The sequence below is a fragment of the Castellaniella sp. genome (assembly GCF_034675905.1).
GTDB lineage: Bacteria > Pseudomonadota > Gammaproteobacteria > Burkholderiales > Burkholderiaceae_B > Castellaniella.
The window spans coordinates 1-22,310 of sequence record NZ_JAUCCV010000005.1; the positions used below are offsets into that span (position 1 = coordinate 1).

The 22,310-nt window shown below is 60.4% G+C and carries 16 protein-coding genes, 2 tRNA genes and 3 rRNA genes; 8 read left to right on the top strand and 13 right to left on the bottom strand.

Going from position 1 to position 22,310, the window contains the following annotated elements; all coding sequences use genetic code 11:
* The first annotated feature begins 502 nt into the window (after window positions 1-502).
* The 5 genes from VDP79_RS05695 to rrf all read left to right on the top strand — a co-directional run bounded on the left by VDP79_RS05695 (window position 503) and on the right by rrf (window position 5,972).
* Window positions 503-2,043 (top strand): 16S ribosomal RNA (locus tag VDP79_RS05695).
* 98 nt (window positions 2,044-2,141) lie between these two features.
* Window positions 2,142-2,218 (top strand) — tRNA-Ile (locus VDP79_RS05700).
* Window positions 2,219-2,318: 100 nt separating this feature from the next.
* Window positions 2,319-2,394 (top strand) — tRNA-Ala (locus VDP79_RS05705).
* A 359-nt stretch (window positions 2,395-2,753) separates the two neighbouring features.
* Window positions 2,754-5,642, top strand: a 23S ribosomal RNA gene (locus VDP79_RS05710).
* 217 nt (window positions 5,643-5,859) lie between these two features.
* Window positions 5,860-5,972 (top strand): 5S ribosomal RNA (gene rrf / locus VDP79_RS05715).
* The 16S, 23S and 5S rRNA genes sit together here with 2 tRNA genes alongside, the layout of an rRNA operon.
* Before the next feature lie 191 nt (window positions 5,973-6,163).
* Here the strand turns inward: rrf and VDP79_RS05720 are convergent.
* The 10 genes from VDP79_RS05720 to VDP79_RS05765 all read right to left on the bottom strand — a co-directional run bounded on the left by VDP79_RS05720 (window position 6,164) and on the right by VDP79_RS05765 (window position 15,299).
* Window positions 6,164-7,627, bottom strand: coding sequence for an Nramp family divalent metal transporter (locus tag VDP79_RS05720; RefSeq protein ID WP_323017261.1), 1,464 nt, complete (start codon window positions 7,625-7,627; stop codon window positions 6,164-6,166).
* Window positions 7,628-7,821: 194 nt separating this feature from the next.
* The gene (locus VDP79_RS05725) at window positions 7,822-8,463 is read right to left on the bottom strand and encodes a Maf family protein (protein WP_323017262.1); all 642 of its coding nucleotides are present in this window, start codon (window positions 8,461-8,463) and stop codon (window positions 7,822-7,824) included.
* Entirely contained in the window at window positions 8,463-9,905 is a 1,443-nt protein-coding gene (pyk, locus tag VDP79_RS05730; protein WP_323017263.1) for a pyruvate kinase, read from the bottom strand. Before pyk ends, VDP79_RS05725 begins: the two co-directional genes overlap by 1 nt.
* Before the next feature lie 9 nt (window positions 9,906-9,914).
* Window positions 9,915-10,385: a 23S rRNA (pseudouridine(1915)-N(3))-methyltransferase RlmH gene (gene rlmH / locus VDP79_RS05735; protein WP_323017264.1), complete on the bottom strand. Its 471-nt coding sequence runs from the start codon at window positions 10,383-10,385 to the stop codon at window positions 9,915-9,917.
* Window positions 10,382-10,777, bottom strand: a complete 396-nt coding sequence (gene rsfS / locus VDP79_RS05740; protein ID WP_323017265.1) for a ribosome silencing factor — start codon at window positions 10,775-10,777, stop codon at window positions 10,382-10,384. Before rsfS ends, rlmH begins: the two co-directional genes overlap by 4 nt.
* On the bottom strand, window positions 10,774-11,391 hold the full coding sequence (gene nadD, locus VDP79_RS05745) for a nicotinate (nicotinamide) nucleotide adenylyltransferase (RefSeq protein ID WP_416233061.1): 618 nt from the start codon (window positions 11,389-11,391) through the stop codon (window positions 10,774-10,776). The genes rsfS and nadD overlap by 4 nt, the downstream gene beginning before the upstream one ends.
* On the bottom strand, window positions 11,391-12,293 hold the full coding sequence (hemF, locus tag VDP79_RS05750) for an oxygen-dependent coproporphyrinogen oxidase (RefSeq protein ID WP_323017267.1): 903 nt from the start codon (window positions 12,291-12,293) through the stop codon (window positions 11,391-11,393). Before hemF ends, nadD begins: the two co-directional genes overlap by 1 nt.
* A 21-nt stretch (window positions 12,294-12,314) precedes the next feature.
* Window positions 12,315-13,613: a phosphoribosylamine--glycine ligase gene (gene purD / locus VDP79_RS05755; RefSeq protein WP_323017268.1), complete on the bottom strand. Its 1,299-nt coding sequence runs from the start codon at window positions 13,611-13,613 to the stop codon at window positions 12,315-12,317.
* Complete coding sequence (locus VDP79_RS05760) at window positions 13,610-14,341, bottom strand: YebC/PmpR family DNA-binding transcriptional regulator (protein WP_323017269.1); 732 nt, start codon at window positions 14,339-14,341, stop codon at window positions 13,610-13,612. Before VDP79_RS05760 ends, purD begins: the two co-directional genes overlap by 4 nt.
* Before the next feature lie 55 nt (window positions 14,342-14,396).
* Window positions 14,397-15,299, bottom strand: a complete 903-nt coding sequence (locus VDP79_RS05765; protein WP_323017270.1) for a DMT family transporter — start codon at window positions 15,297-15,299, stop codon at window positions 14,397-14,399.
* Between the two features lie 50 nt (window positions 15,300-15,349).
* Between VDP79_RS05765 and VDP79_RS05770 the strand changes: the two genes are divergently transcribed.
* On the top strand, window positions 15,350-16,339 hold the full coding sequence (locus tag VDP79_RS05770; protein WP_323017581.1) for a quinone oxidoreductase: 990 nt from the start codon (window positions 15,350-15,352) through the stop codon (window positions 16,337-16,339).
* An 8-nt stretch (window positions 16,340-16,347) separates the two neighbouring features.
* On the opposite strand, the gene VDP79_RS05775 is transcribed toward VDP79_RS05770, so the two are convergent.
* Both VDP79_RS05775 and pepN read right to left on the bottom strand, forming a co-directional pair.
* The gene (locus VDP79_RS05775; RefSeq protein WP_323017271.1) at window positions 16,348-17,358 is read right to left on the bottom strand and encodes a class 1 fructose-bisphosphatase; all 1,011 of its coding nucleotides are present in this window, start codon (window positions 17,356-17,358) and stop codon (window positions 16,348-16,350) included.
* 49 nt (window positions 17,359-17,407) lie between these two features.
* Window positions 17,408-20,110 carry an aminopeptidase N gene (pepN, locus tag VDP79_RS05780; protein ID WP_323017272.1) on the bottom strand — a complete coding sequence of 901 codons (2,703 nt, stop codon included), beginning with the start codon at window positions 20,108-20,110 and terminating at the stop codon, window positions 17,408-17,410.
* A 168-nt stretch (window positions 20,111-20,278) separates the two neighbouring features.
* Between pepN and VDP79_RS05785 the strand changes: the two genes are divergently transcribed.
* Window positions 20,279-20,905, top strand: a complete 627-nt coding sequence (locus VDP79_RS05785; protein WP_323017273.1) for a DUF4136 domain-containing protein — start codon at window positions 20,279-20,281, stop codon at window positions 20,903-20,905.
* 19 nt (window positions 20,906-20,924) lie between these two features.
* On the opposite strand, the gene VDP79_RS05790 is transcribed toward VDP79_RS05785, so the two are convergent.
* A complete protein-coding gene (locus VDP79_RS05790; RefSeq protein ID WP_323017274.1) occupies window positions 20,925-21,293 on the bottom strand; it encodes an H-NS histone family protein in 369 nt (122 codons plus the stop codon).
* Between the two features lie 191 nt (window positions 21,294-21,484).
* On the opposite strand from VDP79_RS05790, the gene VDP79_RS05795 reads away from it, so the two are divergent.
* The gene (locus VDP79_RS05795) at window positions 21,485-22,297 is read left to right on the top strand and encodes a carbon-nitrogen hydrolase family protein (protein WP_323017275.1); all 813 of its coding nucleotides are present in this window, start codon (window positions 21,485-21,487) and stop codon (window positions 22,295-22,297) included.
* Window positions 22,298-22,310 lie beyond the last annotated feature (13 nt).

The window sequence follows — 22,310 nt, forward strand, 5'->3', positions numbered from 1 at the left end:
ATTGATTTGTAGGTGAAAAGCCCGATTGATGACCGATGTTGGTGACGAAGATCCGGCTTCGGTCGGGTGCAGTCAGGTTTGACATTGAAATGCAGATGTGTTTTAATGGCAGGCTCGACGAGAGGATGAAGATCTTCTGGTCAGATTGCTGGAAGGGTAGAGATTTCACCGGTTTACCGATGTTGATTTTTCCCCGACAGCGATTTGACAAGAACAAAAAACTTCTTCATAATCTCGTTTCTCTGCTTCACGCAGATTTGTTCTTTAAAAACTTAACAGCCGATAAGTGTGGGCGCTTGATAACAGGCAGCACAGCCCGGCAGTACGCTGATTCTCACGAATCGCGCATTGTTCGGAAATGCACACATGTTATACCAAGTGCTCACATAGATAGAAATGAAGAAGTAAGGTTTAAACCAAGCTTAGTCATTTCTTTTGAGTGATGCATAGCGAACGTAGCTTTCCGTCCCTTCGGGGACAAGAAACTACGATTACAGGAATTAAACTGAAGAGTTTGATCCTGGCTCAGATTGAACGCTAGCGGGATGCTTTACACATGCAAGTCGAACGGCAGCACGAGAAAGCTTGCTTTCTTGGTGGCGAGTGGCGAACGGGTGAGTAATATATCGGAACGTGCCCAGTAGCGGGGGATAACTGGCCGAAAGGTCAGCTAATACCGCATACGCCCTACGGGGGAAAGGGGGGGATCGCAAGACCTCTCACTATTGGAGCGGCCGATATCAGATTAGCTAGTTGGTGGGGTAAAGGCCTACCAAGGCGACGATCTGTAGCTGGTTTGAGAGGACGACCAGCCACACTGGGACTGAGACACGGCCCAGACTCCTACGGGAGGCAGCAGTGGGGAATTTTGGACAATGGGGGAAACCCTGATCCAGCCATCCCGCGTGTGCGATGAAGGCCTTCGGGTTGTAAAGCACTTTTGGCAGGGAAGAAACGGCCTGGGATAATACCTTGGGCTAATGACGGTACCTGCAGAATAAGCACCGGCTAACTACGTGCCAGCAGCCGCGGTAATACGTAGGGTGCAAGCGTTAATCGGAATTACTGGGCGTAAAGCGTGCGCAGGCGGTTCGGAAAGAAAGGTGTGAAATCCCAGGGCTTAACCTTGGAACTGCACTTTTAACTACCGGGCTAGAGTACGTCAGAGGGGGGTAGAATTCCACGTGTAGCAGTGAAATGCGTAGAGATGTGGAGGAATACCGATGGCGAAGGCAGCCCCCTGGGATGATACTGACGCTCATGCACGAAAGCGTGGGGAGCAAACAGGATTAGATACCCTGGTAGTCCACGCCCTAAACGATGTCAACTAGCTGTTGGGGTTTATTAACCTTAGTAGCGCAGCTAACGCGTGAAGTTGACCGCCTGGGGAGTACGGTCGCAAGATTAAAACTCAAAGGAATTGACGGGGACCCGCACAAGCGGTGGATGATGTGGATTAATTCGATGCAACGCGAAAAACCTTACCTACCCTTGACATGTCTGGAATCCTTAAGAGATTAGGGAGTGCTCGCAAGAGAACTGGAACACAGGTGCTGCATGGCTGTCGTCAGCTCGTGTCGTGAGATGTTGGGTTAAGTCCCGCAACGAGCGCAACCCTTGCCATTAGTTGCTACATTTAGTTGAGCACTCTAATGGGACTGCCGGTGACAAACCGGAGGAAGGTGGGGATGACGTCAAGTCCTCATGGCCCTTATGGGTAGGGCTTCACACGTCATACAATGGTCGGGACAGAGGGATGCCAAGCCGCGAGGTGGAGCCAATCTCAGAAACCCGATCGTAGTCCGGATCGCAGTCTGCAACTCGACTGCGTGAAGTCGGAATCGCTAGTAATCGCGGATCAGCATGTCGCGGTGAATACGTTCCCGGGTCTTGTACACACCGCCCGTCACACCATGGGAGTGGGTTTCACCAGAAGTAGGTAGCCTAACCGCAAGGAGGGCGCTTACCACGGTGGGATTCATGACTGGGGTGAAGTCGTAACAAGGTAGCCGTATCGGAAGGTGCGGCTGGATCACCTCCTTTAAGAGCAAGCTTGTGTGCTTGTTGTTGTAGCGTCCACGCTTATCGGCTGTTGGTAGTACATGGTCTGAAGTCCAGGCCTGCAGTCACGCAGACTTAAGGGGTCAGTAGCTCAGTCGGTTAGAGCACCGTCTTGATAAGGCGGGGGTCGATGGTTCGAATCCATCTTGACCCACCACGGTTTTGCCGCCGGGCCGCCCCAAGGCAAAAGCGCCCCCTCGGGGGGCAGCAAGCCGCAGGCGCAGCGTGGGGGCATTTTCAGCGATAAGGCTGAAAACGGGGGATTAGCTCAGCTGGGAGAGCACCTGCTTTGCAAGCAGGGGGTCGTCGGTTCGATCCCGTCATCCTCCACCATTGCGGTGGGTCTGATGTGAATGCGGCAGGTGGACACGATCGATCAGTCAAGAATGTCTTGGGGCCTGTTATCAGGTGTTCAGGGCATTGCTGACTGAATGAACATCTTCGGGTGTTCAGGCAGTAGAAGTACCATGTTCTTTAACAATCTGGAAGAAGCACAACAATGTAAATATCATGAATCGGCTTTATTGTCGATGATGGGTAATTTACGGGTTGTGATTGCAAAATCAATTGTTCAAATGTTCTTAAGATTCAAACAGAAGAAAATCCTATGGATTGGATTCTGGTTGGCCTTTAATGGAATTGAACGGCACAAACACGCGAAACTCATATTCCTATAACCTGCAAAGTTATAGGATCAAGCGAATAAGTGCATATGGTGGATGCCTTGGCGATTACAGGCGACGAAGGACGTTGTAGCCTGCGAAAAGCTGCGGGGAGCTGGCAAACAAGCTTTGATCCGCAGATGTCCGAATGGGGAAACCCACAGCAGCGATGCTGTACCGTACACTGAATACATAGGTGTACGGGGCGAACCGGGTGAACTGAAACATCTCAGTAGCTCGAGGAAAAGAAATCAACCGAGATTCCGGTAGTAGCGGCGAGCGAAACCGGATGAGCCTTGACGATTTAGCACTTCAATTAGTCGAATGATCTGGAAAGGTCAGCCGTAGCATGGTGATAGCCCTGTAGACGAAAATTGGAATGTGGAACTAAGCGTCAGACAAGTAGGGCGGGACACGTGAAATCCTGTCTGAACATGGGGGGACCATCCTCCAAGGCTAAATACTCGTAATCGACCGATAGTGAACCAGTACCGTGAGGGAAAGGCGAAAAGAACCCCGGAAGGGGAGTGAAATAGATCCTGAAACCGTATGCATACAAACAGTAGGAGCCTCCTTGTGGGGTGACTGCGTACCTTTTGTATAATGGGTCAGCGACTTACATTCAGTGGCAAGCTTAACCGAATAGGGAAGGCGTAGCGAAAGCGAGTCCGAATAGGGCGATTCAGTCGCTGGGTGTAGACCCGAAACCAGGCGATCTATCCATGGTCAGGTTGAAGGCACGGTAACACGTGCTGGAGGACCGAACCCACTAATGTTGAAAAATTAGGGGATGAACTGTGGATAGGGGTGAAAGGCTAAACAAGCCTGGAGATAGCTGGTTCTCTCCGAAAACTATTTAGGTAGTGCCTCACATGATTACTGCCGGGGGTAGAGCACTGTTATAGCTAGGGGGTCATGGCGACTTACCAACCTATGGCAAACTCCGAATACCGGCAAGTACAGTGTGGGAGACAGAGCACCGGGTGCTAACGTCCGGACTCAAGAGGGAAACAACCCAGACCGCCAGCTAAGGTCCCTAAAACGGGCTAAGTGGGAAACGAAGTGGGAAGGCATAGACAGTCAGGAGGTTGGCTTAGAAGCAGCCACCCTTTAAAGAAAGCGTAATAGCTCACTGATCGAGTCGTCCTGCGCGGAAGATGTAACGGGGCTCAAGCCAGTTACCGAAGCTGCGGGTGTGCAATTTATTGCACGCGGTAGGAGAGCGTTCTGTAAGCCTGCGAAGGCAGATCGAGAGGTCTGCTGGAGGTATCAGAAGTGCGAATGCTGACATGAGTAGCGATAAAGGGGGTGAAAAGCCCCCTCGCCGTAAGTCCAAGGTTTCCTGCGCAACGTTCATCGGCGCAGGGTGAGTCGGCCCCTAAGGCGAGGCAGAGATGCGTAGCTGATGGGAAGCTGGTTAATATTCCAGCACCGTCGTGAGATGCGATGGGGGGACGGATGGCTGCAAGATCATCGGGGTGTTGGATGTCCTCGTTGCTGCATCATAGAAGGCGCTTAGGTAAATCCGGGCGCGTAATTCAAGGGTGTGGCTGGACAGAGACTTAGGTCTCTGGACTGATCGGAAGTTGTCCCAGGAAAAGCCTCTAAGCTTCAGTCTCACGAGACCGTACCGCAAACCGACACAGGTGGACGGGATGAATATTCCAAGGCGCTTGAGAGAACTCAGGAGAAGGAACTCGGCAAATTGATACCGTAACTTCGGGAGAAGGTATGCCCTTGTAGTGTGAAGCGCCTGCGCGCTGAGCATGAAGGGGCCGCAGTGAATCGGTGGCTGCGACTGTTTATTAAAAACACAGCACTCTGCCAAGACGAAAGTCGACGTATAGGGTGTGACGCCTGCCCGGTGCCGGAAGGTTAAGTGATGGGGTGCAAGCTCTTGATCGAAGCCCCGGTAAACGGCGGCCGTAACTATAACGGTCCTAAGGTAGCGAAATTCCTTGTCGGGTAAGTTCCGACCTGCACGAATGGCGTAACGATGGCCACACTGTCTCCTCCTGAGACTCAGCGAAGTTGAAATGTTTGTGATGATGCAATCTACCCGCGGCTAGACGGAAAGACCCCATGAACCTTTACTGTAGCTTTGCATTGGATTGTGAACCGGCCTGTGTAGGATAGGTGGGAGGCGTTGAAACTGTGTCGCTAGATGCAGTGGAGCCAACCTTGAAATACCACCCTGGTCTGTTTGCGGTTCTAACCTTGGCCCGTTATCCGGGTTGGGGACAGTGCATGGTGGGCAGTTTGACTGGGGCGGTCTCCTCCTAAAGTGTAACGGAGGAGTACGAAGGTACGCTAGGTACGGTCGGAAATCGTGCTGATAGTGCAATGGCATAAGCGTGCTTGACTGTGAGACTGACAAGTCGAACAGGTGCGAAAGCAGGTCATAGTGATCCGGTGGTTCTGTATGGAAGGGCCATCGCTCAACGGATAAAAGGTACTCTGGGGATAACAGGCTGATACCGCCCAAGAGTTCATATCGACGGCGGTGTTTGGCACCTCGATGTCGGCTCATCTCATCCTGGGGCTGTAGCCGGTCCCAAGGGTATGGCTGTTCGCCATTTAAAGAGGTACGTGAGCTGGGTTTAAAACGTCGTGAGACAGTTTGGTCCCTATCTGCCGTGGGCGTTGGATACTTGACGGAGCCTGCTCCTAGTACGAGAGGACCGGAGTGGACGTACCGCTGGTGTATCGGTTGTCATGCCAATGGCATTGCCGAGTAGCTATGTACGGAAGAGATAAGCGCTGAAGGCATCTAAGCGCGAAACTCGTCTGAAGATTAGGTATCCCGGGGGCTTGACCCCCCTAAAGGGTCGTCCGAGACCAGGACGTTGATAGGCTGGGTGTGGAAGCGCAGTAATGCGTGCAGCTAACCAGTACTAATTGCCCGTGCGGCTTGATCCTATAACCTTGCAGGTTGGCCAATTGGCTGACTCCAAGCGAATAGAGGATCGTGTGTACGCCGATTTAATTGAAACGCCAAGAACAACCTAAACCGTGTGCCGCAAACCTGCTACAATGCAGCCCGTCCCAAAGACGGCGCATCAACAGCAGCATCGCTGCCACGTGTGCTTCTTCCAAATTGGTGGTCCAGTCCCAGACTGAACCACAACCAGTTATGCTTGACGACCATAGCAAGGTGGCCCCACTCCTTCCCTTCCCGAACAGGACAGTGAAACGCCTTCGCGCCGATGATAGTGGGTGGACACCTGTGAAAGTAGGTCATCGTCAGGCTTCTATACCGCAAAGCCCCTGCAGAGTTCCTCTGCAGGGGCTTTGTCCTTTGATGCGCCGGCTTTTACCGTGTGCCCCGCCGGTTCCAGAACGTCGTCTTGAACCGTGTGCCTCACCGATCCTAGAACGTCGCCTTGAGGAGAGCAGCAGAGCTCCCCGCAGGGAGCTCTGGATGGAGGCTTTGCCTTTATTTAGAACAGCTTGCCAAGCTGATCGCTCAGCAGGTAGAGCGAGAACCCGCCATAGAACAGCACGGCCCACAGGATGGCTACGTAACGTACGCCGGTCAGACCGATGGCGCGGGGCAGCATGCAGCGGTTCAACTGGATCAGCAGGACCGAATACACAAACATCACCAGGCCGTTCAGCGCAGAGGCGATCACCAACAGCAGCAGCGGCTGGCTGACGCCCGACAGCAGGATGATCGATCCGAAGGCCACCATCAGCCAGACCACCAGGAAGTACAGGCGGCTTTCTGACCACGCCTGGCTGTCGCGCAGCCAGTTGTTCTTGGCGATGTCGGCGACGATGCGGCCGATCATGTCCAGTACGGTCAGATTGGTGGAAAGCAGCACCACGACACCGGTGAACCAGAAGGCCGGGCCGGCCCAGCTGCCGACGCTTTCATTCAGCGTTTGACCCAGCAAGCGCACGAAGTCGAAGTTCTTGGCTTCGCCGCCGACACCCAGATAGGTGTAGGCCAGCATCATGAACAGCAGGATGGCGAGCAGGCCCAGCACGAAGAAGGTCAGGAACTGTTCGCGGTCGGCCACACGCCACCAGCCGCGCCAGCGTTTCATATTGGCTTCGTCCTGGGGGAAGAAGTGGCCGATGGCTGCCCCGGTGGTTTCTTCGCCGGTAATGGGCGAGACGATCTTGGGCAATAGCGCCCCCATGCCCATGCCTTTGTCGCGCACCCAGTTGGATTGCGCCAGATTCATGACGCCGCCGGCGCCGGCGAAAGCGATGGCCCCCAGCAGCAAGGCGATGGGCAGCTTGCCGATGGCTTCAGGGATCTGGGGGACTTCAGTGGTGAAGCCGGACACCAGCGCAGACCAGGATTCGCCGGTCAGCAGCCCGAAGACCATATAGAGCATGAAGAGCACGATCAGGGCGACCAGGAAGAACTGGATTTTTTCGACGGTCTTGTAGACCACCGGAGAGACCGTCAGGATGATGCCGATCAGGACCAGGGACGCGATGGTGATCGGAATCACGGCGCCTTCGGACAGGCCGAAAGCATAGGTCAGCGCAGTGGAACTGCCGGTGGCCCATCCCGGCCACATCCAGGGGACGACTGCCATGATGATGAACAGCCAGCTCCAGGGTTTCCATAAGCGGGTAAAGCCGGTGACTGCCGTCTCGCCTGTTGCCAGGGTGTAGCGGGTGATTTCCATATTCAGGAAATACTGGGTCAGGATACCGATCGTGGCCAGCCAGACCAGCGCCAAGCCGGTCTGTGTGGAGATATAGGGCCACAGCACGAATTCGCCGGATCCGATCGAGCCGGCCAACAGCAGGACGCTGGGGCCGACGACTTTTTTGAGGGATAGGGGCTCGGGAAGGTCGCGGTAAGTGACGGGGGGCAGATTGCCGCTGCGAATTTCAGAAGCGGTCTGGCCTGATGCGGTGGAATTGACGGCTGGGTCAACCATGTGCAATACCTCTTTGGAAGGTAGGATGTTTGCAACGATGGCCCTGCATGCAGCCACGGCCATCACCGAGGGCTTGCGATGTTCAGCAAGTTGTCAAAATATGCTAGGGGTCCGGACCAGACTGGTCAAGGATGACAAGAGAAACCAAGGGATAACCCCTGGGAGCCTGGATATTGCCCAAGCTGTCCCTGGATTCAGCGGCTGGCTGGGGCGCTTGCCTGCTGCAGCAAGCGCATGGTGTCGTGGGCGGGCAGACCCATGACGCCGCTATGGCTGCCGGACAGATGTGTGATGAACGCGGCGGCGCGGCCCTGGATGGCATAGCTGCCGGCCTTGCCGAAGGGTTCGCCGGTCGCGCAATACTGCGCGATGTCGGCGGCATGCAGCGCCTGGAAGCGCACTTCGCTGATCTGGCAGGTCTCCAGCAGCCGCCCGCCGGCAGCCAGAACGACGGCGGTGTGTACCTGATGCGTGCGGCCGGATAGCCGGCGCAGCATGGCGGCGGCTTGTACTGCGTCGGCGGGTTTGCCCAGCACATCGTCATCCAGAATGACAGTCGTGTCGGCGCACAGGATGGGCGTTTGTTCCCAGCCCTGGGGCCAGTCGGCGGGGATACTGCCGGGTCGTCCGCCAGCTGCCAGCCAGGCCAGCGCTTGTTGCGCTTTGTCCCGCGCGGTGCGCCGGACGTAGTCTGCAGCAGACTCGTCCGGCAAGCGCGGCTCGTCCTCGCCAGCGGGAGGCGGCACGCGCAGTATGCCGTGCCGGACGCCCAGCTGGTCCAGGATTTCGTGGCGGCGCGGGCTGGCCGAGGCCAGCAGGACGAAGGCCGGGATCATCAGGACACGCGCAGGATCTTCAGGCCGTTGGTGCCGCCGCTGTTGCTGTAGAAATCGCCCTTGGTCAGGATGATCCAGTCGCCTGACTGCAGCAGGCCGCGCTGACGCAGAATATCGATAGCGGCTTCGCTGACCTCGGCCGGCGGCAGCGCAGCTGCGTCAAAGGGCACCGTATACACCCCGCGGAACATCGCGGCCCGTCGTTGGGTGGCGACGTGCCGGGTATAGCAGTAGATGGGCACCCCTGAACGGATGCGCGACATGATCAGCGGCGTGTGGCCGCTTTCGGTCAGGCTGATGATGGCTTTGACACCGGGGAAATGGTTGGCTGCGTACATGCTGGCCAGCGCAATGGTTTCGTCGCAGCGGGTAAAGGTCTCGTTCAGGCGGTGATGAGAACGAATGCTGGTGGGTTCTTGTTCGGCTCCCAGGCAGATGCGGGCCATGGCCTGCACGGCTTCCACCGGATACTGGCCGGATGCCGATTCCGCCGACAGCATCACGGCGTCGGTGTAGTCCAGCACCGCATTGGCGACGTCGGAAACCTCTGCGCGGGTGGGGATGGGGCTGGAGATCATGGATTCCATCATCTGGGTGGCCGTGATCACCACTTTGTTCAGTGTGCGTGCGTGCTGGATGATGCGTTTCTGGATGCCGACCAGGCGGGCATCGCCGATTTCCACCCCCAGGTCGCCTCGGGCGACCATGACGCCGTCGCTGGCACGGATCAGATTGTCCATGGCCTCGTCGTCGGCCACGGCTTCGGCGCGTTCGATCTTGGCGATGATCCAGGCCGCGCTGCCGGTTGCACGAACCAGGCGCCGGGCCTGTTCCATGTCGGCTCCGGAACGAGGGAAGGAGACGGCCACGTAGTCCAGGTCAAGCTCGGCGGCCAGGCGGATGTCCTGGTGGTCTTTGTCGGTCAGGCTGGGAGCCGAGATGCCGCCGCCGCGCCGATTGATGCCCTTGTTGTTGGAGAGCGGCCCGCCCACGGTCACGACGGTATGGACGGCGTCGCTTTCGACGGAGGTCACCTGCAGGATGACGCGGCCGTCGTCCAGCAGCAGCTCGTCACCGGGAGCACAGTCCTGGACCAGCGGCGGGTATTCGATGCCCACGATGGATGTGGTGCCGGCATCCACGGGATGATGGATGGACAGGGTGAAGGGATCGCCGACGTGCAGCTCGATCGGGCCGTCGCGAAAGCGGGCGATGCGGATTTTGGGACCTTGCAGGTCGCCCATGATGGCGACGTGCCGATCAAGACGCGCCGCAATATCACGCACCAGGCGGACGCGTTCCCGGTGGTCTTCTGCCGAGCCGTGCGAAAAATTCAGGCGGGCGACGTCCAGGCCCGCCAGGATCAGCGCCTCGATGCGTTCCGGGCTGGAAGTAGCCGGACCCAGGGTGGCAACAATTTTGGTGCGACGGCGAGCAGTCATGAAATGTCCTTAATCGCGGTGGTAGGGGTGACCGGACAGAATACTCCAGGCACGATATAGTTGTTCGGCCAGCAGCACGCGGACCAGGGGATGCGGCAGTGTCAGCGAGGACAGACGCAGCGTTTGCCGCGCAGTCTGTTTCAGGGTGGGGTCCAGGCCATCAGGGCCGCCGACAATGAGGGCGATGTCCTGACCGCCGGCGCGCCAGTCTTCCAGGTGAGCGGCCAGGTCGCGGGTGCTGAGGTCACGCCCATGCTCATCCAAAATGACACGCCAGGCGGGTTCGTGCAAGGCGGCTTCGATGCGTTGGGCTTCAGCCAACATCAGCTGGGCCGTGGTTTTTCCCTGGGTGCGGGGTTCAGGGCGGATTTCATGCAGTTCGATGGCGCAGTCTCGGGGCATGCGCTTGGCGTAGTCCTGCCAGGCGTCCTGTACCCAGGCGGGCATGCGGGTACCCACCGCGTAGACGCGTAGTTTCATTTCTCGAAGAGATCGTCGTCGAAGCCCGATGCCCGCGCTGGGCCAGTGGACAGCAGTTTGACGCGCACGGGTTTGGCGCCCCAGATTTCTTCCAGGTTGTAATAACTGCGGATGGCCGGCTGCATGCAGTGCACGACAATGTCGCCCAGATCAAGCAGTACCCATTCGCCGGAGTCTTCGCCTTCCAGGGCGATCACTTCCAGACCTTGCTTTTTAGCCTGTTCGGCCACGTGGCTGGCAATGGCCCGGGTCTGGCGGTTGGAGGTGCCGCTGGCGATGACGATGCGGTCGAACAGACTGGTCAGGCCGGTGGTGTTGAAGACCTTGATGTCCTGGGCTTTGATGTCTTCCAGGGCATCGATGATGAGGCGTTGCTGTTTTTGTAGATTCATGGTGTTCGGGAACTGTCCGGGGTAAGGGCCGGGCGTTGATAGAGCTGGTGGGTACGAATGTAACCCAGCACCAGCGGATCGAGTTGTGATTCGGGGAGGCATCCCTGGGTCAGCGCCTGACGGATCGCCGAGGCGGATACATCTTGCGGCGGCAAGGGGATACGCACAAGGCCTTCCGGCGCCAGCGCCTGCGCCAGTTCCATCGGGGGTTCCAGGGGTGAGCCCGGTCGTTGGACGACGGCCAGGCGTACATGCTGCAGAATATCGCGCCAGCGATGCCAGGTGCAGAAATTGGCCAGTTGATCAGACCCCAGAATCCAGGTGTAGCGGGCGGTGCGCGGCAGGGCCGTCAGGGTGTCGATGGTGTAGGTGGCGCCGGGGCGCTGCAGCTCGATGGGGTTGATGCGCAGCTGCGGATCGTCGCCGCAGGCCAGCTTCAGCATGGCCAGACGGTGTTCAGGTGACGCGCTCAGGCGCCCGCGCTGCCAGGGCTGGCCGACGGGCAGCAGTTCGACATAGCTTAGTTGCAGCGCCTGGCAAGCGGCCCTGGCCATGGCGATGTGGGCCAGGTGGACAGGATCGAAACTGCCACCCAGCAGGCCGACCTGAGGCATTACAGCCATGTGCGGGGTTTCAGATAATCCGCCAGAGCGGCTTCGGGGGACCCGGGTTCCGGTGTCCAGTCGTAGCGCCATTGGGCGACCGGCGGCATGGACAGCAGAATGGATTCGGTGCGGCCCCCCGATTGCAGGCCGAATAGCGTGCCGCGGTCGTAGACCAGGTTGAATTCCACGTAGCGCCCGCGGCGGTAGGCCTGGAAGCTGCGCTCACGTTCGCCGTATGAGGTCTGCTGACGAGCCTGGACAATGGGTACGTAGGCGGGGATGAAGCAGTTGCCGACGGACTGGGTCAGGGCGAAGCAGGTATCGAAATCCGGCGCGTTCAGGTCGTCGAAGAACAGGCCGCCCACCCCTCGGGTTTCCTGGCGGTGGCGCAGCAGGAAATAGTCGTCGCACCAGGCCTTGTAGTGCGGGTATTTGTCGGCCCCGAACGGGGCCACGGCATCGTGGCAGATCTGGTGGAAATGGCGCGCGTCGGCTTCGAAGGGATAATAGGGCGTCAGGTCCAGGCCGCCGCCGAACCAGAACACATCCTGATCGCCGCCGCTGCCGTGGGCGACAAACAGGCGCACGTTCATGTGCGTGGTGGGGACGTAGGGGTTGCGCGGATGCAGCACCATGGAGACGCCCATGGCTTCCCAGGCGCGGCCCGCCAGTTCCGGCCGGTGGGCGCTGGCCGACGGCGGCAGGGTATGCCCGTGCACGTGGCTGAACAGCACGCCGGCGCGTTCGAATACGGCGCCGTCCTCGCAGTAGCGGGTCAGCCCGCCGCCGCCTTCGGCGCGGGTCCAGGCATCGTGGCCAAAGGGTGCGCCTTCCAGGTCTTCAAGAGCGCCGACGATGCGCGCCTGCAGGGCGGTAAAGGTCTCGTGGACGAGATCGACGGGAACGTGCATGGGGGCTCCGAGGGCAGGACGTCAGTCCTGCCGTTTGCTGCCGGTCAGGGCGCGCCAGCCGATATCCCGGCGAAACTGACGGCCTTCGAAAAGCGTCTGGTTGACGGCGTCGTAGGCGGCCTGCTGGGCGCGGCGAACGGAATCAGCCAGCGCCGTGACGCACAGGACCCGGCCGCCGCTGGTACGCAACTGGCCGTCCTGGATCACCGTGCCGGCATGAAAAGTGACGCAGGTGTCGGTGTCGGGCGCCAGCTTGGTGATGGCATCGCCCTTGCGCGGGCTGTCGGGATAGCCGGCAGCTGCCAGCACCACGCCGACAGCGGTGCGCCGGTCCCATTCGATCTCTGCTTGATCCAGGGTGCCGTTCAGGGCGTGTTCCAGCGTTTCAGTGAGATCGTTCTTGACGCGCAGCATGATGGGCTGGGTTTCCGGATCACCCATGCGGCAATTGAATTCCAGGACTTTCAGGGGACGGCTGGCATCCGATCCCGAGCCGATCATCAGGCCCGCGTACAGGAACCCGGTATAAGGGATGCCGTCGTGCGCCATGCCCTGGATGGCGGGCTGGATGACTTCGCGCATGATGCGATTGTGTAGCGCCGGCGTGACCAGCGGCGCGGGGGAATAGGCCCCCATGCCGCCCGTGTTCGGACCGGTGTCGGCGTCTTGCAGGCGTTTGTGGTCCTGGCTGGTGGCCAGGGGCAGCACGTGTTGGCCGTCGCACATGACGATGAAGCTGGCTTCTTCGCCATCCAGGAATTCTTCGACGACGACGCGGGCGCCAGCTGCGCCAAAGGCGCCATCGGTTCCCAGCATGTGATCGATGGCCTGCAAGGCTTCGTCCAGCGTCTGGGCGACGACTACGCCTTTGCCGGCGGCCAGGCCGTCGGCCTTGATGACGATGGGTGCGCCCAGCGCTTGGATGTAGGCTTTGGCCTGCAGCGGATCGGTAAAGGTCTGGTAGGCCGCCGTGGGGATGCCGTGGCGCTGCATGAAGGCTTTGGCGTAGTCCTTGGAGCTTTCCAGTTGTGCTGCTGCCTGGGTTGGCCCGAAAATGCGCAGGCCCGCGGCGCGGAAGGCATCGACGATGCCTGCGGCCAGCGGGGCTTCCGGCCCGACGACCGTGAAGGCGATTTTTTCGCTGCGGGCGAAGGCGATCAGGGCCTCGGTGTCCTGCAGCGGCAGGTTTTCCAGCAGCGAGGCATCAGTCGTGCCCCCATTGCCCGGCGCGACATAGATTTTCTGCACCCGGGGGGAATGGGCCAGACGCCATGCCAGAGCGTGTTCGCGGCCTCCCGAGCCGATCACCAGGAGCTTCATTCGACGTCGTCCATGACGGCGGTGGTAAAGACTTCCTGCACGTCGTCCAGGCCCTCGAGCAGATCAATGATTTTCTGCATGCGCTCGGCGTCTTCGCCGGCCAGCTGGACTTCGGACAGGGCTTTCATGACGACGCCATGGACTTCCGCTGCCAGGCCGGCAGCGTCGAAAGCCTGTTTCACGGCCGGGTACTGACCCGGTTCGCAGGTGACTTCGATCACGCCTTCTTCATCAGACTGCACGTCGTCGGCGCCGTTTTCCAGGGCGACGTCCATGACTTGTTCTTCAGGGGTGCCCGGGGCGAAGATGAACTGGCCGCAGTGTTTAAACATGAACACCACGCTGCCGTCCTGTCCCAGGTTGCCGCCGTGTTTGGTCAGAGTATGGCGGACTTCGGAGACCGTGCGCTGGCGATTGTCCGTCATGCAGTCGATGATCAGCGCCGCACCGCCGATGCCGTAGCCTTCGTAGCGGATTTCTTCGTAGTTGGCATCGTCCCCGCCGCCGGCGCCGCGCTGGATGGCGCGCAGGATGTTGTCCTTGGGCATATTGGCGGCGGTCGCTTTGTCCCAGGCCAGGCGCAAGGCCGGATTCGCGTCGGGGTCGGGGCCGCCCGCACGGGCGGCGACGGTGACTTCACGGATGATCTTGGTCCAGAGCTTGCCGCGCTTGGCGTCCTGACGCCCTTTGCGGTGCTGGATATTTGCCCATTTACTGTGTCCGGCCATAATGTGTCAACTAGGATAAAACAGGGAATCCGCCATTTTAACCGCTTGGGGCGGATCAGTCCGCTGGTGGCGTTTTCGGCGCGCTGGGCGCTGTCGCCGCGGGTTCGGATCCGGATCGGCGCAGGCCGGACCAGACGATGGCGCCGATGATCAGGGCGCCGCCGGCCAGCGCGCGGAGAGTCGGATACTGGGCAAAGAGGATGGCGGCGAACAGGATGGCGTAGACGGGTTCCAGTGCGATGACGATACCCGCTGTGCGCGCCTTCAGTCGGGCCAGGCTGGAGACCAGCAAGGCATGCGACAAAGCGGTGCAAAAGACGCCCAGGATGAATATCCACAGCCAGTCCAGCGGACGCAGCGCCGTGAATTCCATGAAGCACCAGGGCAGGGTCAGGGCAGTGACAACCAGATTTTCCCAGCAGGCCAGTTCGCGCCCCGGCATGAGGCTGACCGCCTTGCGGTTGGCCAGGGTGAACAGGGCGAATGCCAGGCCCGACAGCACGCCCCAGGCCAGACCGATGGTGGCCTGGTCGCGGAGATCGAAGGACGGCGTCACCAGAACCAGGCCCAGTGTGACCAGCCCTACGACCGCCCATTCGGATGGCTGGGGGCGTTCGTGAAACAGGACGCCCTCCAGCATGGTGATGAATGCCGGGAAGCTGGCGAACCCCAGGGTGGCGATGGCGATGCCCCCGACCTTGACGGCGACGAAAAAACTGGTCCAGTGGATCGCCAGCAGGATGCCCGCCAGCGCCAGCGCCAGCCAGGACCGGCGTTGCGGCCAGGCGATGCGGTGTCCTGCATGGCCGATGAACAGCAGTAGCGTCACCGTGGCGAACAGGGCGCGTCCGGCGGTGATCAATGTGGCGCTGGCCTGGATCAGTTCGCCGAAGATGCCGGTCAGGCCGAAGAGGAGCGCCGTCAGGTGGATGGCGAGCTGGGCTTGGCGAGAATTCATGCTAGTCTGATCGGATATAGTGATACAGGGCCCGTCGCAGGCCGGAGGAAATTGCAGTGGAAAAGGCACAGATCATTCAAATCAGCCAGCATGGGGGGCCAGAGGTCCTGCAACTGGCGCAGATCGACGTTCCCGCACCTGCGCCTGGTGAAGTGCAGATTCGCCAGAAGGCCATCGGCCTGAATTTCATCGATATCTATTGTCGCACGGGTCTGTATCCGCATGCCTTGCCGCACGGTCTGGGATTCGAGGCATCCGGCGTCGTAGCTGCCGTCGGCGCGGGCGTCAGCCATGTCCGGGTGGGGGATCGCGTGGCCTATGGCCAAGGGCCTATCGGCGCCTACGCCACGTTGCGCAATGTGCCGGGTGACAAGGTCGTGGCCATCCCGGATGCCGTCAGTTTCGAACAGGCCGCCGCGCTGATGCTCAAGGGGCTGACGGTGCAGTATCTGTTTCGCCAGACCTATCGTCTGCAAGGCAACGAGACCATCCTGTTCCACGCCGCGGCGGGCGGCGTCGGCCTGATTGCCTGCCAATGGGCGCGGGCGCTGGGGGTGCGGCTGATCGGCACGACTTCGTCGCCAGAAAAGGCGGCATTGGCGCGTCGCTACGGCGCCTGGGAAATCATCGACTACACGCGGGAAGACGTCCCCGCGCGGGTGCTGGAACTGACCGGCGGCCAAAAGGTGCCGGTGGTGTATGACGGCGTCGGCAAGGCGACCTGGGAAATGTCCCTGGACTGCCTGCAGCCGCGCGGCATGATGGTCAGCTTCGGCAATGCGTCCGGGTCGGTGGAAGGCGTGAACCTGGGGCAGCTGGCGGCCAAAGGATCGCTCTATGTGACGCGCCCGACAGTATCGTCCTACACGGCGACGGCACAGGCCATGCAGGCCGCCGCCGCCGATATCTTCGAGCTGGTGACGGCCGGGAAGCTGGACATCGTGATCGGCCAGCGCTTTGCCCTGAAGGACGCGGGGCTGGCCCATGAAGCCCTGAAGGCGCGCCAAACCACGGGCGCCACCGTGTTGACGCTGGATTGAACCCAGCCTTAGGCGTCCAAGTGGTAGCGTTGCAGACGTTCGACTTCCTGCTTTGATCCCAGGATCACGCCGACGCGCTCGTGCAGGGCCTGGGGCTGGATGTCGAGTACCCGGTGCTTGCCATCCACCGCGCATCCGCCGGCCTGCTCGACCAGAAAGCTCATGGGGTTGGCTTCGTACATCAGGCGCAGCTTGCCCTTGCGCCCGGATGCCCGGGAATCGCGCGGGTACATGAACACGCCGCCGCGTGTCAGGATACGGTGGACATCGGCCACCATGGACGCGATCCAGCGCATGTTGTAGTTCTTGCCCAGCGGTCCGGTCTCGCCCTGCAGGCATTCGCCGATGTAACGCTGCACCGGGGCTTCCCAGTGGCGTGAGTTCGACATGTTGATGGCGAATTCGGCGGTTTCTTCGGGCAGACGGATGTTCTCGTGCGTCAGCAGCCAGGAGCCCATTTCGCGATCCAGCGTGAATCCCATGACGCCTGCGCCGACGGTCAGCACCAGCATGGTTTGCGGGCCGTAGATAGCATAGCCTGCCGCCACCTGGCGCGTGCCGGGTTGCAGGAAATCGGCTTCGGCGATTTCACGCCCAGCGGCTTCGTCCGGGGCCTGCAGGACGGAAAAAATGGTGCCGATCGAGACGTTGACGTCGATATTCGAGGAGCCGTCCAGGGGATCGAACAGCAGCAGATTCTGGCCTTTCGGGTATTGGGTGGGAATGCGGTGGATGGTTTGCATTTCCTCGGATGCCATGGCAGCTAGGTTGCCGCCCCATTCGTTGGCCTCGAGCAGGATTTCGTTGGACAGGACGTCGAGTTTCTTTTGGATTTCACCCTGCACGTTTTCTGTGCCTTGGCTGCCCAGCACGCCGCCCAAGGCGCCCTTGCTGACCGTGTGGCCGATGGCCTTGCAGGCCCGAGAGACGGTTTCGATCAGCAGGCGGACGTCAGGTGACACCGCCTTGTGTTCTCTTTGCTGCTCGACCAGGTACTGGGTCAATGTTTTGAATTTCAAAGTGTTCCCCATTGAAAAAATAAAGCAGGTCCGGGCGCCGGCATGAGTCTCAGGATGCCAGCGCCTTGGAAATGATTTCGTGCACGTTGCGCGACAGGCCTGGGCTGGCCAGCACCTGCTGCAAGGCGGCTTGCATGCCGCTGCGGCTGGCGGGTTCGAAGCGCGCCCAGTTGTCGAAAGCGCGCGCCAGGCGTGCCGCCACTTCCGGATTGAGTCCATTCAGGGCCAGCACCTGTTCGGCCCAGAAGTCATAGCCTTCCGGCGTGTGCAGATTGGCCGGATTATCCATGACGAAGCGGAAAATCACGGCGCGCGCGCGGTTGGGGGTGCGCATCGTGAAGTCGGGCAGGGCCATCAGCGCCCGGACCTTGGCGACCGAGGCGGACGGCGCGCTGGCCTGTACGCTGAACCAGCTGTCCAGGACCAGGGGGGCGTGTTGCCAGCGGGTATGGAAATCCTGCAGCAGGTCGGCGCAGTCCTGGGGCGCATGCTGCAGCAAGGCGCTCAGGGCTCCCAGGCTTTCCGTCATGTTGCGCGCCTGGGTGTATTGATGCCGAGCGCTCTGGATGGCCTGGGTTTCCTGGCCGGCCAGCAGATAGGCCAGCGCCAGATTGCGCAGTGCGCGGCGGCCAGAGGCCACCGGGTCGGGAGAATACGGGCTGCCATCGTCGGCCAGCGCATCGTATAGGGTGCGCCAAGCGGCGGCCAGATGCTTTCCCAGCGCTGCCTGGGTGCGGTTCCAGACGGCTACGGCGGCCTGAGGATCCATGGGCGTGCTGCGTTCGATCAGCTCGCGCAGCGCCGGCAGGGCCAGCAAGCGGGCGCGATAGGCGGGCGACAGACTGTCGTCTTCCAGGGCGGCCTGCCACAGCGCCTGCAGCGGGGCGGTATCCAGAGAGGGCGCTTGTGTCTGATGGGCGTGGATGCCGGCCAGCAGGTGGCGCAGCGCCGTTTCCTGAGTGGCATCCCAGCGGGCGAAGGGATCCGGGTCGCAGCGAGCCAGCAGGGCCAATTCTGCCGCGGGGCGTTCGGTGTCGATGATGACGGGGGCTGAATATCCGCGCAGCAGCGACAGGACAGGGGCCTGGGGGACATCGTCCAGCGTCCAGGATTGGCTGGGCTGGCGCAGTTCGAGGACCAAGGTGTCTCGGGTCTGGCCGTTCAGGACAATCGGCAGCGGCTGGCCGTTTTGATCGAGCAGGCCGATGGCGACGGGAATGTGCAGCGGGGGTTTCTCGGCAGGCGGTTGCTGGCGGGCTTCCAGGCCTACCGGCGCGCAGTGCTGGCTCAGCGTCAGGTGCAGCTGGCGTGCGGCGGGATCGTAGCGTTGTTCGATGTGTACGCGCGGGGTGCCGGCCTGCTCATACCAACGGCGGAAAATCCGGAAATCCTGCCCAGGGTGCTGGCGGGTGTAGACCGATTCCATGGCGTTGACGAAATCATCGCAGGTGACGGCCTGGCCATCGTGGCGGCGGAAGTATTCGTCGATGCCCGCCCGAAAGCCGGCTTCGCCCAGCAGCGTGTGCTGCATGCGGATGACTTCGGCGCCCTTTTCGTAAATGGTGGCGGTGTAGAAATTGCCGATTTCCTGATAGCTGTCAGGGCGGATGGGGTGGGCCATGGGGCCTGCATCTTCGGGAAACTGCATCATGCGCAGCAGATGTACATCGTCGATACGTTTGACGGCGCGAGCGCTGGCGGCGGCTTGTGCCGGCAGGCCCTGGGCCAGCATGTCGGCGGAAAATTCCTGTTCGCGAAATACCGTCAGGCCCTCTTTCAGGGATAGCTGGAACCAATCGCGGCAGGTGACGCGGTTGCCGGTCCAGTTGTGGAAGTACTCGTGGCCGATGACGGCCTCGATGTGGCGGTAGGTCCCATCGGTGGCGCTGGCCGGGTCGGCCAGAACATAGGCGGCGTTGAAGACGTTCAGGCCCTTGTTTTCCATGGCGCCCATATTGAAGTCGCGGGCAGCCACCACCATGAAGCGATCCAGGTCGAGTTCCAGACCAAAGCGCTGTTCGTCCCAGTGCAGCGCGTGCGCCAAGCAGTCCAGCGCCCACCGGGTCTGTTCGAGGCAGCCCCGGTCGCTATAGACCTGCAGCAGGACGGATCGGCCGCTGCGGGTGGTTTCCGTGCGCTCGAGGCAGTCGAAATCGCCCGCCACCAGGGCAAAGAGATAGCAGGGCTTGGGGTGTGGATCGCGCCAGAGCGTCTGCAGGCGGCCATCGGGCAATACGGTCTGCTCGATCAGGTTGCCGTTGGACAGCAGTGCGGGATAGATCGCCGGGTCGGCGCGCAGAACCACGTCGTAGCAGGACATGACGTCGGGGCGGTCGGGAAACCAGGTGATGCGCCGGAAGCCCTGGGCTTCGCACTGGGTAAAGAGTTTTCCGCCCGATACGTACAGGCCCATCAACGTCGTGTTTTGCGCTGGGTGGCAGCGGCTGGTGATGTCGATGACAAAGGGCTTGCCGTGGGCTGGCGGCGTCAATTGCAGCGTGGACTCGTCCAGCCGGTAATCTGTGGCGCCCATGAGTTGCCCGTCGATGCGAACGGCGACCAGTTCCAGGTCTTCGCCCTGCAGGATCAGCGCGGCGCCAGGGGGCGTGTGTTGGCCAGGTTCGAAATGCAGTGTGGAATGGACTTGTGTCGCGTTGGCATCCAGATCGAATTCCAGCCGGACCTGGGACAGGCGGTAGGGAAACGGGGTGTAATCGTGGCGGTAGATCGTCTGGGCAATGTCGGTGCGCATGGTTCCTTCCCTGAAGCCTTCATCAAGGCATCATTGTAGTCGGCTGAATAGGTCTTGGCGGGCGTGCGACTGCCTGGAACCGCTTGTGTCGGAGTGCAACCGACGGCTTCCACCGGACAGGGGCAGCGCCTATGATGAAGCACTTATTGTTTGCAGATGTCGGGTGTCATGAAACGCTTGTCGGTTTGGGCGCGTGTGCTCCGGTTCTGGCTGGGACCGGTATTCGTGATGATGGCCCTGGGCGGTTGCGCCAGCGTCTTTTCCGCGCAGGTGACGCGCTATCAGCAATGGCCGGCGCAGACTGAGGGCGCTCATTACTGGATCGAGCCTGCGGCGGCCCAGCAAAATAACCTGCAGTTCCAGACATTCGCCGATACCGTGCGTGCGGCGCTGGGGCCTACCGGGCTGGTCGAGGCGCAATCTGCCGCGCAGGCGCGGTTCATTGTGCATGTGGATTATGGCAGCCGCCAGGAACAGGAATGGCGCCAGCGTGTCGTGGACCCGTATTTCTATAGCGGATTTCCGGGGCCGGGATTCGGCTACCGCCATGCTTGGGGGGTATGGGGGCCGGGGCCGGTGGTGGAAACCGTGCCGGTCGTCGTCAGCCGCCTGCATCTGTCCGTGCGGATCGACGATCAGACCCAACAGGGGCGTGAAGTCTATCGGGCGACGGCCATGACGACGGGGCGGGATAGCCAGCTGGATGCCGCCATGCCCTATCTGGCACGTGCCTTGTTTGATCATTTTCCCGGCCGCAACGGCCAGGTCGTGCCGGTGCGCTACCCTTTGGAATAGCGCACCAGTCAGGAATTGATCAGGCGGCTGTTTGATCAATCAGGAATGCCGTGCGCGGGGTGCCAGCGGCTTCGGCGTCGGAGATCCAACGCGGCGGTTTGCCACGACCGGTCCATTCTGCCTTGGTGTCGGGATGGCGGTATTTCGGCGCAATGACGCGCTTGGCGCCAGCGGCCTTGCGGGGCGCTGCGGTGCCGCGGGTGGCGGATTTGCGGTCAAAGACGGCGGAGATTTCTTCCGGAGTAATGCCATAATCACGCATGGACCGGACGATGGACGTAATGACCGGTTTGCGTTGTTTGGCTTGCAGGGTTTGCAGCTGTTTTTCGATTTTGGCTTTTTCTTTTTCCAGCCGGGTTTTTTGCGAGGCGTAACTGGTACGGGCCATTCGATGCTCCGAGGGTAGGGATTTAGGCCTGGCCGATATTCAGGGATGCCGTATCCAAAGATACCCGGCAGTCCTTATCCAGGGCAACTTGGGATTTTAATCGGATTTTGATCTGTGTGTGCAAGATAAATCATTATGGATTATGTATCAGATATTGAATCCCTCTTTCTGAAGGTCAGGAATCATTGAATATGCAGGATATTTCTCTTTCAGTCGCCGCCGTGCAGATGGTGTCGGGTTTGTCGGTGCAGGATAATCTGCAGCAGGCTGCGCATGGGATCGCTCAGGCGGCTCAGGGCGGCGCCCGTTTGATTGCCTTGCCTGAATATTTTTGTTTCATGGGGCGGCACGATCAAGACAAACTGGCGCTCGCGGAAACCCCCGGCGATGGGCCGATTCAGGATTTTTTAGCGCAACAGGCCCAGCAGCACGGAGTTTGGCTGGTGGGCGGGACCTTGCCTTTGCGTAGTCCGGACGCCCATCGCATTTACAATGCCTGCCTGGTCTATGGGCCGCAGGGCGATTTATGCGCCCGCTACGACAAGATTCATTTATTCGGCTTTCAGAAAGGGGCGGAATCCTACGATGAATCGGTCGCTATCCGGCCAGGCGATGCACCGCCCCAGGTATTTGAACTCCCGTTCGGGCGGGTGGCGCTGGGCATTTGCTACGACCTGCGATTTCCGGAATTTTTCCGGGCCCAGGGAGAAGTGCGTTTGATGGTGCTGCCCGCCGCTTTCACGTACACCACGGGTTCTGTACACTGGGAAGTGCTGCTGCGTGCGCGCGCGATCGAGAATCAGTGCTACGTGTTGGCCAGCGCTCAGGGTGGCGTTCATGAAAACGGGCGTCGCACCTGGGGGCATTCGATGCTGATCGACCCCTGGGGGGATGTGCTCAGCCGTCTGCCCGAAGGCCCCGGTATTGCTGCGGGGGTGCTGGATGCCGCTCGTCTGGCGTCTGTGCGCCAGTCGCTGCCGGCCTTGCGCCATCGGGTCATGTGATGTTGTATATGGA

Bases quoted from the DNA above. Each gene is read 5' to 3' on its own strand.
- VDP79_RS05790 (WP_323017274.1), bottom strand. From the start codon at position 21,293: ATGGCCCGTACCAGTTACGCCTCGCAAAAAACCCGGCTGGAAAAAGAA.
- pyk (WP_323017263.1), bottom strand. From the start codon at position 9,905: ATGACTGCTCGCCGTCGCACCAAAATTGTTGCCACCCTGGGTCCGGCT.
- purD (WP_323017268.1), bottom strand. From the start codon at position 13,613: ATGAAGCTCCTGGTGATCGGCTCGGGAGGCCGCGAACACGCTCTGGCA.
- hemF (WP_323017267.1), bottom strand. From the start codon at position 12,293: ATGCACGTTCCCGTCGATCTCGTCCACGAGACCTTTACCGCCCTGCAG.
- VDP79_RS05795 (WP_323017275.1), top strand. From the start codon at position 21,485: ATGCAGGATATTTCTCTTTCAGTCGCCGCCGTGCAGATGGTGTCGGGT.
- VDP79_RS05760 (WP_323017269.1), bottom strand. From the start codon at position 14,341: ATGGCCGGACACAGTAAATGGGCAAATATCCAGCACCGCAAAGGGCGT.
- VDP79_RS05720 (WP_323017261.1), bottom strand. From the start codon at position 7,627: ATGGTTGACCCAGCCGTCAATTCCACCGCATCAGGCCAGACCGCTTCT.
- nadD (WP_416233061.1), bottom strand. From the start codon at position 11,391: ATGCCTCAGGTCGGCCTGCTGGGTGGCAGTTTCGATCCTGTCCACCTG.
- VDP79_RS05765 (WP_323017270.1), bottom strand. From the start codon at position 15,299: ATGAATTCTCGCCAAGCCCAGCTCGCCATCCACCTGACGGCGCTCCTC.
- pepN (WP_323017272.1), bottom strand. From the start codon at position 20,110: ATGCGCACCGACATTGCCCAGACGATCTACCGCCACGATTACACCCCG.
- rsfS (WP_323017265.1), bottom strand. From the start codon at position 10,777: ATGAATCTACAAAAACAGCAACGCCTCATCATCGATGCCCTGGAAGAC.
- VDP79_RS05785 (WP_323017273.1), top strand. From the start codon at position 20,279: ATGAAACGCTTGTCGGTTTGGGCGCGTGTGCTCCGGTTCTGGCTGGGA.
- VDP79_RS05725 (WP_323017262.1), bottom strand. From the start codon at position 8,463: ATGATCCCGGCCTTCGTCCTGCTGGCCTCGGCCAGCCCGCGCCGCCAC.
- rlmH (WP_323017264.1), bottom strand. From the start codon at position 10,385: ATGAAACTACGCGTCTACGCGGTGGGTACCCGCATGCCCGCCTGGGTA.